At 74.7% G+C, this 7,756-nt stretch carries 5 protein-coding genes and 2 pseudogenes; 1 reads left to right on the plus strand and 6 read right to left on the minus strand.

Features of this window, described 5'->3' with window-relative positions; translation table 11 throughout:
- From AAHZ94_RS24200 to AAHZ94_RS24225, 6 genes and pseudogenes are all read right to left on the minus strand, one after another.
- Nucleotides 1–456: pseudogene (locus AAHZ94_RS24200) on the minus strand (hypothetical protein); the annotation flags it as partial.
- Between the two features lie 228 nt (nt 457–684).
- Complete coding sequence (locus AAHZ94_RS24205; RefSeq protein ID WP_349995186.1) at nt 685–2,106, minus strand: MFS transporter; 1,422 nt, start codon at nt 2,104–2,106, stop codon at nt 685–687.
- A 2-nt stretch (nt 2,107–2,108) separates the two neighbouring features.
- Nucleotides 2,109–2,849 (minus strand): GNAT family N-acetyltransferase, encoded by a 741-nt coding sequence (locus AAHZ94_RS24210; RefSeq protein ID WP_349995188.1) that lies wholly within the window; start codon nt 2,847–2,849, stop codon nt 2,109–2,111.
- 221 nt (nt 2,850–3,070) lie between these two features.
- A pseudogene (locus AAHZ94_RS24215) lies at nt 3,071–4,249 on the minus strand (type III PLP-dependent enzyme); the annotation flags it as partial.
- Between the two features lie 25 nt (nt 4,250–4,274).
- Nucleotides 4,275–5,585, minus strand: coding sequence for a DUF6271 family protein (locus AAHZ94_RS24220; RefSeq protein WP_349995190.1), 1,311 nt, complete (start codon nt 5,583–5,585; stop codon nt 4,275–4,277).
- A 14-nt stretch (nt 5,586–5,599) separates the two neighbouring features.
- Nucleotides 5,600–6,631: a phytanoyl-CoA dioxygenase family protein gene (locus AAHZ94_RS24225; RefSeq protein WP_349995192.1), complete on the minus strand. Its 1,032-nt coding sequence runs from the start codon at nt 6,629–6,631 to the stop codon at nt 5,600–5,602.
- A gap of 891 nt (nt 6,632–7,522) precedes the next feature.
- Between AAHZ94_RS24225 and AAHZ94_RS24230 the strand changes: the two genes are divergently transcribed.
- Nucleotides 7,523–7,756, plus strand: a 234-nt coding sequence (locus AAHZ94_RS24230) for a hypothetical protein (protein ID WP_349995194.1), incomplete at its 3' end; no start/stop codon positions are given.

Here is a 7,756-nt window from a genome sequence, read left to right on the forward strand (position 1 = left end):
CCCGGCTCCCGGCTCCCGGCTCCCGGCTCCCGGCTCCCGGCTCCCGGCTCCCGGCTCCCGGCTCCCGGCTCCCGGCTTCGCCAGCTTCTTAGTGTATCCAACCCCGTGTGAGAGAACGCTCAACTTGCCCTGAATCAGCGGGAGTTGACCGCCGAAGCTGGCGGATATCGCCAGGTCGACCGGGGTGCTCAGGGCCTGTTTCCACGGGAGTACGGGCAGGTCCAGGTCCGCGAAGAGGTCGGGGAGGCCGCTGCGGAAGGCGGAGGAACCCGGGGTGGTGACGAGGAGTTGGACGCGGAAGTCGTCGTGGAACAGCGGGAGCACGTCGAGCAGGCGGCCGGCCGCGGTGACGTTGTGCGCGATGAGCAGGACCCGGCGGGGGGTGGCGCGGCTGGTCCAGCGTGCGGCGTCGGGGCCGACCGGGACCCGGATCTCCGAGGGGTCGGGCGCGTTCACGGGTCGCCTCCTCGGGGCTGCGCTGCGGTGTGGCCGAGTGATCACCCTAGCCAGCCGGATGTGGGGGGTGGCGACGGGCCTGTGGTGGTGCGGGACGTACGGCCGTACGGGGGCGCCGGTGTGTGGTCCCGCCGTACGCGGTGCCCCCGCCGCGTGAGGTGCCGTGGAACGCGTCCGGCCCGGACTCCTCGTGGGGGCCCGGGCCGGATGTGCGATGGGGCGGGAGGGTTACGTCGCCGGGGCCTCGGCCTTCTCGGACCGCTCGGCTTCCTCCGGGGTGTTGGGGGCCTGGGGCGTGCCGGGACCGGTCGGCTCGGCGGCCTCGGCCGAACCTGCTGTCCCGGCCGCCCCGGCCGAACCCGCTGCCGGGGCCTGGCCCTCCGGGGTCGGCCAGTCGATGCGGGTGGCGCAGGCCGCCACCAGGGCGGCCGATGCGGCCACCGCGCCCATGCCCCACACCAACGTGGAGCCGTGGGCGATGAAGCCGATGACGGGTGGGCCGGCGAGCAGGCCGGTGGTGCCCATCGCGGCGACCAGGGCCAGGGCGGTGGAGCCCTGGCGGGCTGCGGCCACGTACCCGCAAGGGGTGACCGCCGCCATGCCGAGGCCCATGCAGGCGAAGCCGAGCAGCGCGGGGACGACGCCGCCGGCGAGCAGGGCCACGGTGAGGCCGGCGCCGGCGAGCAGGCTGCCGACGCGGACCACCCGGCCGTCGCCCCAGCGGGCCCGCCAGCCGTCGGCGAACACCCTGGCCAGCACCATCATCACCGAGACGACGGCGATGCCGAGCGGCGCGACCTGCGCGGACGCGTGCGCCTCCTCCTTCAAGTAGAGGGCCGACCAGTCGTTCATGGCGCCCTCGGTGACGGTGCCGAAGACCATTGCGCCGCCCATCCACAGGGTGGCCTGGGTGGGGAGGGACAGCTTGCGGCGCGGCTTGGTGGTCGCAGGGGCGTCCGCGGAGCCTTCGCCTGCGGAGCCTTCGTCCGCGGGGGTGGGCGCCTCCGTATCTCCGGCCGCCGCCTCCCCTCGCTGCCCTGCGGGCTCTTCGGCGGGCTCTTCGCCGGCCTTCGCTTCGGCCTCCTCGTCGGGCAGCAGGCCGGGCCGGCTGACGACGATGAGCAGGGCGATCAGGGCCGCGCCGGCGCCGAAGTGGGCGATCAGCGATGAGGTCAGCACGTTCATGCCGGAGGCCAGCAGGGCGGCGATCAGCGAGCCGGCGCTGAAGACCGCGTGCAGCTTGGCCATGGCGGTGCGCTCGTAGCGGGATTCGAGGGCCGCGCCCTGGGCGTTCATCGCGACGTTGAGGGAGCCGACGGCCAGCCCGTCCACGCACATCACCAGCAGGATGACGGGGTAGTTGGGCGCCGCGGCGAGGCCGAGCAGGACCGCACCGAGCAGCAGGCCGGACGCGATGGCCAGCAGCCGCGAACCCAGCCGCCGGGTCAACACCGCGACCAGCGGGAAGGAGACGGCGGCGCCGATGCCGGCGGCCATCAGCAGCAGCCCGACCTCGGCTTCGCTCAGGTCGAGTTCCGCCTTGATGGTGGGCAGCCGTGCGGCCCAGGTCGCGTACTGGAAGCCCAGTACGCAGAACAGCGCCGCGATGGCCAGCAGGCCCCGGCGGAAGTCGTCGCGAACACCCAACATGCCTATCCGTCCACTTCGTCTTCGTCGATCAGGTCGTTCCTGCGGCCCGGTGGCGGGGGGCCCGGGGGGTGGGCGCGTCCCGTCGGCACCAGTGCGGACATGTACTGGGCGTCGGTGCCGTAGCTGTCGGGCAGCGGCACGTCCGGGTGCGGGCCGAAGCCCTGCCCGGCCCAGAAGGGGGCGCTGCCCCCGACGGCGACCAGCGAGATCCGCTCGTACCCGGCCGCCCGCGCGTTCGCCCACACCTGCCGCAGCAGCCGCGCGGCCAGCCCCTGGCCGCGGTGTTCGGGGGCGATGACGAGGTCGTGGAGGTGGAGGTTGCGGGCCGGGGCCTGGCGGGGGGTCGACCCCGCATCCGTCCCCGCCTCCGTCCCTGTGTCCGTCCCCGCCGCGTCCCCGTCCCCACCCTCCGGCTCCGCCAGGTCAGGGCAGCGGAAGGGCGGGTAGGGGAGCGCCACCACATAGCCCGCCGGCGCCCCCGCGTGGTCGAGCACCGCACAGGTGCCCGGGGAGAGCCGGGCCCGGGACCTGAGCGCGGCCTCACCCTCGCTCAGGCCGAGGGGTGCGTACGTACGGGACTCAAGCGCCGCGATGCCGGGCCAGTCCGCCTCGGCGATGGGGCGGATGTGGGGGGTGGGGTGGAGGCGGGGGCTGCCGGTGGCACCGTGCGCGCCGCCGTGCGCGGAACCGGGCCCCCGCCCCCCGGGCGCGGCCCCCGCGCACCACCCCCGACGGCCGTCCACTCGCCATCGAGAGCGGCCCCGGGGTACGCACCGGACCCGGGCCCCGCCGCGTAACCGGGGTCCGCACCGTGCCCGGACAACCGCGCCGGGCCAGCGTCCCCCGCCCCGTACGCAGCACCGCCCGCACCCGCATCATCCGCACCCGCGGCCGGGTACGCCGCCCCCGCCCCGTACGCAGCCCCCGTCGCGGCCGGCGCCCCCGCCGCGTACGGCGCGCCCCAGCCCGAGCGTTCGCCGTCCACCCACGAGTACGGCAGCGGGTCGAAGCCGTTGAAGCCGACCGTGGTGTAGCTGGTGGCGTACGCGCCGCAGGACAGCAGCCAGACCGGGTCGCCGGAGGCGGCCGACTCCGGGACGCGGACCAGGCCGCCGGCCGGGTCGTAACCGTCGTCGCTGTCGCAGGGCGGGCCGGCGCCCACGGCCGGTACGTAGCGGGTGCCCGCGCCGTGGGTGGGGAAGAGCAGCGGGTACTGGAGCCCGTCCATCTCGTACAGGCCGTTGAACTTGCCGCAGCTCAGGTAGAGCCAGTGGGCGCGCCCGCCGCCCAGTTGTTCGCGGCTGGTCAGCCGGGCGACGTGGGCGCGGATGGCGCCGTGGTCGGCGACCAGGTGGCGGCCCGGTTCGATGAGGAACTCCAGCGGGCCGCCGGCCGCGGCCCGCACCTGCCGCATGCCCTCGCGGATCACGGCGAAGATCTTGTCCAGCGGCGGGACGAGCGGCCGGCCGTGCCGGTCCCGGCAGGTGAGCGCGGGCAGCCCGCCGCCGAGGTTGACGTGGTCGAGGTGGATGCCGCGCCGGCCGAGCACGGGCAGCACGCCGGCGACCCGGTCGAGCGCGCCGCGCCAGGCGCCGGCCGTCATCTGCTGGGAGCCGACGTGGAAGGAGAGCCCGGCGGGTACGAGCCCGGCGGCGCGCGCCGCCTCCATGACCCGTACCGCGTCGGACGGGGTGCAGCCGAACTTGCGGCTGAGCCCCCACAGCGCGCCCTCGCCGTCGGTGGCCAGCCGGCAGAAGACCCGGGCGCCGGGCGCGTGCTCGGCCAGTGCCCACACGTCCGCGACGCTGTCGGTCGCGAAGTCGCGCACGCCCAGCCGGTGGGCGTCGGCGATGTGCCGGTCGGACTTGATGGTGTTGCCGAAGTGGATGCGGTCCGGCGTCGCGCCGGCCGCGATGGCCTGCACGATCTCCGCCGGGCTCGCCGCGTCGAAGCCGGCGCCCTGCCCGGCGAGCCGGGCCAGCACCTCATCGACCGGACAGGACTTCATGGCGAAGCGCACCGCGACGCCGGGCAGCTCCCGCCGTAACGTGGCGTGCCGCTCGGCTATCCCGGCGAGGTCGAAGACGATCTGGTCCTCGGTCGCCGCGGCCAGCGCGGTGCGCAGTGGTGTGGTGACGTACATGTGGCTGGATGCCCCCGGGTTCTGGCTACCGCGGCAGCGGTCGGACGGGCGTGGCACGGCTGGCTTCCACCAGTGGCTGCCAGGCGTCGATGAGCCGCGCGAAGTCCTCCATGTCGTGCCGGGCCTCGTCCAGCAACTGCTGGCGGCGCGGCGCGATGGCGTCGGCGAACGCGGCGTACCTGCCGCCGAGCCGCCGGTAGGAGCGCTCCAGGACGTCGAGCCTGGTGGCGTTCTCGGCGGTGTCCAACCGGGTGCTGTCCCACACCAGTTGGCTGATCCGCTGCGCGTCCACCCGGTGTGCCCCGTCCAGCAGGGTGCTGCCGGCCTCGGCCATCGCCGCGTACACGGCGTTCAGGTAGAGCATCGAGAGGAAGAACTTCGCGAACCGCAGTTGGTACGCGGCGAAGCCGGCGTCGGTGCGCCGCTCCTTGGTGTAGAAGTTGACGATGTGCCGGTTGTGCAGCACGCCGGGCAGCGCCGCGTCATGCACCAGATGCATCAGGAAGTAGTCGCTGCCGATGGTGTCGGTGGCCGGCGGCAGCGGCACCCGCTCGTGCACCTGGTGGAAGCTGATGTTGCACATGTCCAGGCGCATCGGGTCCACGACGGTCAGCAGCGCGTGGTCGCCGGCGAACGGCTCGGTGCCGGCGCCGGTGAAGGACTCGGCGACCAGCTCCCGCTTCTGCTCGGCGCTCCAGTCGGTGGGCGCCCACAGGCTCACCACGTCCTGGTAGACCTCGGCGTCCAGGTCGCGGATCTCGCTGATGTCCACCGAGAGTTCGCCCACGAACGAGGCGCCCACCAGCACCACGGGCCGCTCAAGGAGCGCCGCGTCCAGCGCCACCTCGTCCACCTGCGGCGCCGCGGCGCCGGCCGGCAGCCCGATCGAGGTCAGCTCGTGGTGGATGGGGTAGACGGTCTCGCCGGCCCACTCCTGGTAGCGGCTGTCGGAGTCGCGGCGGTGCACCGAGGTGCAGCCGAGGGCCGCGGCGATGAGGAACGCCCGGTTGGTGCAGGCGCCGTAGGAGACGCCGGCCGGCAGCATCAGGTCGAGCAGCAGCTCGGGCTTGGGCTGGGCCGCCCGCTCGATCGCCCGGCGCAGGAAGTCGCGCTGCGCCGCCTCGTCCAGGTGGTGCACGACGACGCCGGGCACCGGCTGCACGCCGGCCAGCGCGCGGGCGTGTTCGGCGTACGCGTCCGGCTCGGACGAGTCGAGGACGAGGGCGTGCACCTCGACGGGGAAGTGCCGGGCCGCGTGAGCGGCCTCCTCGCACAGGGCCCGGACCATGGGCGCGGACGGCCGGTTGGTCGGGAGGGTCAGGCAGATGGTGCGCATTCCGTCTCTCCGGTTCACCGCTCGGTCGCTATGCCGTTCCAGGGCGTCAGGCCGAGCAGCCGCTCGCCCAGATCGGTCAGTTCGGCGGGGCCGTAGCGCAGCGACTCGTGCCGCGTGGCGTCGCCGAGCAGGGTCTTGTTCCACTTGGGCGTGGACAGGTGGCGCCAGGAGTTCACACGCGAGGCGCGCAGCTCCTCGTGCTCCTCGATGGCGGGCATCATCGACAGGTACTGCACCGAGCGCACCCCGCGCTCGGAGGTGTTGGGCGCCACGCCGTGCGCCAGCATGCCGTTCCAGATCAGCAGGTCGCCGGCGGACAGCTCGGGCCGCACCACGGGGAACTCGGCCCGGTCCGCCGCCGGCCGGATCGGGTCACGGTCGGCGGGCTGGTCCAGCTTCCACCGGTCGAAGCGGCGGAAGAGCTCGGGCGAGCACTGGAAGCCGCCGAGTTCGGCGCTGGTGTCGTGCAGCGCGATGATGCCCTGGACGCGCTGCGGCAGCACGCCGCGCGTGGAGTCCACGTCCCAGTGCAGCTCGATGTCGAAGCCGGTGTCGGTGGGTTCGATGAGCGAGCGGGAACGGTTGCCCACATTGGGCGGGTTGAGGTTGAGCCGGTCGAGCGTCACCCACAGCTCTTCGCAGTCCCACACGTCCACGAACGCGTCGTACACCCGCTGGTGCTGCCGGCTGTCCCAGATCAACTGGTGCTGGTACGCCTCGACGAAGCCGTAGACGTACAGGTCGCGCTCCAGGTCGGTGGCGAAGGTGCGCTCCGGGTACCAGGTCTCCGGGCGGTCCCGGTCCAGGCCCTGGAACTCCCAGGCGAAGTCGAGCAGCGCGGCGGCGGAGGCGGCCGGGACGGCCTCCTTGACGATCACGTAGCCGTACGTCTGCCAGTGCGCCAGGTCCTCCTTGGAGAGCACGCGCAGCGGCAGCGACTTGTCGATGTCCTTCAGCGGCGTCTGCGCCAGGTAGGTGTCGCCGTCCGCGCTGAAGTAGGGCCGCTGGGAAGCGGCCCGGTAGAGATGACCGGCGGGCTTGGGCATGCAAGGTCTCCGATGCGTGGTGTGCGGGGCCCGGCCGTGCCCGTGGGGCCGCGGCGTCATCCCTGGCGCCCGCGCGTACCACGCCTGCGACGGTCACCGCGGATCAGACGGGCGCGCGTGGGCGTGGCGGTGGCCGGTGACGCGTACGGCCGGCAGGTCGCGGCGGTGTCACCGGGTCGGGAGCGCGGTTCACCCGCCCGGTGCCGGTGTCGGCGCCGGGCTGGGGGATGCGGCGAGCAGTGGCCGCGAGGGGCCGGTGGCGGTCGGGCGCGCGCCGCGTCCCGGGCCGCCTGGCGGGCGGCGGGAGGGATGGGCGCAGGACGGTGGTCGATGGCGCCGGTACGCCGTACGCGGCACTGCGCACGGCGGGCCCGGCCGGGGCGCGCGTGCGTCGCGCCGGCGTGGATGTCGCCGGCTGCGGGCCGTTGCGGGGGATCGTGGCGCGTGGGTCGTGCACCGCGGTCCTCGCGTCTGGGGTCCGCGGTGGACGCTCGCGCGAGGTGCGGGGCTAGCCGGCCACCCGTAAGACGGGGACCGTGCCGCGTAAACCGGTCGTGGAGCTGGTGGTTCGCCGTGGCACTGGAGCCGGCCTCCTCAACCTCGTGGTACGCGGCGTCCGTCGCAGGCGTGGCACGCGCCGACGGCGGAACGGTGGCGCCGATCGGCCGGTTTCGGGGTGCGGCGGGGCCGAGCCCAGGTCGGCTCGTCCGCCGTGCCGATCGCGCTGCCCCATAATGTGGACTAGACCAACTTTGGGTGTCAACCCCCGCCAACGGCCCGGGACATGACGTTTCGGCAGTGCGCTGTTCTGTCCCGGTACGAGGGGTCTTGCGGGGTGGTTGGGCGGGGGCGGACCGGGTGTTGGGCGGAGGCGTATCGGGTGTTGGGTGGGTGCCGGGCCGGGTGTTGGGCCGGGTGTTGGGTGGGGCGGGCCCGGTGTTGGGTGGGGCGCTGGGCCGGGTGTTGGGCCGGGCGGCGGCCGGTGCCGGGCCAGGCGTGGGCCGGGTGTCGGGCCAGGCGTGGGCCAGGCGGCGGGGGGGGGGGGGGGGGGGGGGGGGGGGGGGGGGCGGCGGGCGGGCGGGGGCGCGGCCGGGGGGGGGGGGGGGGGGGCGGGGGGGGGGGGCG

The organism is Streptomyces sp. HSW2009, from assembly GCF_040240285.1.
Taxonomy (GTDB): Bacteria; Actinomycetota; Actinomycetes; order Streptomycetales; family Streptomycetaceae; genus Streptomyces.